Genomic DNA, 1,384 nt, shown 5'->3' with positions numbered 1-1,384 from the left:
GAGATCGCCACGCCGCTGCTGCCTGCGGGCAGCCGCATCCTGCCTCTGGCCGAGGCGGCGACGCTGGGCGAAACCAACAGCGCCGTGATCACCATTTTCGGCTTCGCGCTGGTCATCATCCTTTTGGTGCTGGCCGCCCAGTTCGAAAGTTTCGTCAGTGCCGTCATCATCATGGCGACGGTGCCGCTCGGACTGGCCTGCGCGATTTTCGCGCTTCTGCTCTCGGGCACCAGTCTCAACGCCTACAGCCAGATCGGCCTGGTGCTTTTGGTTGGCGTCATGGCCAAGAACGGCATCCTGATCGTCGAATTCGCCAACCAGCTGCGCGATCGCGGGCTTGGCGTGCGCGAAGCGATCGAGCAGGCCTCGATCATCCGCGTGCGGCCGGTGATGATGACGATGATCTGCACCGTGCTCGGCGGCTTGCCGCTGGTGCTGGCGAGCGGCGCCGGTGCCGAGGCGCGCGTCGCGCTCGGCTGGGTTATCGTCGGCGGCCTGGGGTTGGCCACCGTCTCGACGCTGTTCCTGACGCCGGTCGCCTATCTCCTGCTTGGCCGCTTCGTGACGCCGAAGACCCATGAGGAAGCGCGACTGAAGCGCGAGTTGGAGGAAGCCGCCTACACCAATGTGGAACCGGCGGAGTAAAGAAATCCAGGGAAAAGTGTGTAGCGGTTTTCCGTCCGGAATTTCGTAAGAAAAATAGTTCCGCCTATCTCAAGAACCGGCCTTCGATCGACCAGCGCGCGGCGAGGAAATTCAGCACCGCCGCCACCACGACACCGGCGATCTTTGCCGGCCACACTCCGGCGATGCCGGCAAACAGCGCGATGGAGAGGCTGGAGACGCCGAGCGAAATCAGCCCTCCAAGCGAGGCGAAGCGAAGGAATGCGTCACGCAGCCGGATGGCTCGATTGCGCTCGAACGACCAGAAGCCGTTCGCCGCGAAGGAAAAGGTGACGGCGATGAACCAGGCAGCAACGTTGGCCGGCAGCGGCGAAGCACCGAGCTTGAGCAGCAGGAAGAAGCTGGCAAGGTCGATGGCCGTGTTCGCCAGTCCGACAATGGCAAAGCGGACGATCTTGTTGCCGGTCGAACGCGGGGGCCGCTCGGCGTCGTTCATCCCCTGCCATCCATGATTGCGACATTGGCGCGGGCCAGGCTGGCTCCGAACGCGTCCGATGCCAGGGCCGCGAATTCGACCTCGCGCACACCTTGCATCGTGTCGCGCGCGCGCAGCGTCTCGTCGACATGGCCGGGATGGCACATGAACAGCCCTTGTTCCGGCAACCCTTCGACGGCGGCCTGCAGAACCGCAGTGAACTTTTCGGGCTGCCGCCAGTCATAGATGCCGGCGAGCGGCTGGAAAACGATGAAGCCGGCGCGC

At 64.2% G+C, this 1,384-nt stretch carries 3 protein-coding genes; 1 reads left to right on the top strand and 2 read right to left on the bottom strand.

Annotated features, from left to right (window positions below):
- On the top strand, positions 1-645 hold a 645-nt coding region (locus EN879_RS35910; RefSeq protein WP_164774832.1), incomplete at its 5' end, for an efflux RND transporter permease subunit.
- 64 nt (positions 646-709) lie between these two features.
- Here the strand turns inward: EN879_RS35910 and EN879_RS35905 are convergent.
- Both EN879_RS35905 and EN879_RS35900 read right to left on the bottom strand, forming a co-directional pair.
- Positions 710-1,120 carry a GtrA family protein gene (locus tag EN879_RS35905; protein WP_013529676.1) on the bottom strand — a complete coding sequence of 137 codons (411 nt, stop codon included), beginning with the start codon at positions 1,118-1,120 and terminating at the stop codon, positions 710-712.
- A partial coding sequence (locus tag EN879_RS35900) for a ChbG/HpnK family deacetylase (RefSeq protein ID WP_245493933.1) occupies positions 1,117-1,384 on the bottom strand: 268 nt, incomplete at its 5' end. The genes EN879_RS35900 and EN879_RS35905, both read right to left, overlap by 4 nt.

Source organism: Mesorhizobium sp. M7A.F.Ca.AU.002.02.1.1, from assembly GCF_003998535.1.
Taxonomy (GTDB): domain Bacteria; phylum Pseudomonadota; class Alphaproteobacteria; order Rhizobiales; family Rhizobiaceae; genus Mesorhizobium; species Mesorhizobium ciceri.
This window is presented reverse-complemented; position numbering and strand designations above follow the sequence as displayed.

Coding starts and splice junctions, on each gene's coding strand:
- EN879_RS35905 (WP_013529676.1), bottom strand. CDS start 1,120: ATGAACGACGCCGAGCGGCCCCCGCGTTCGACCGGCAACAAGATCGTC.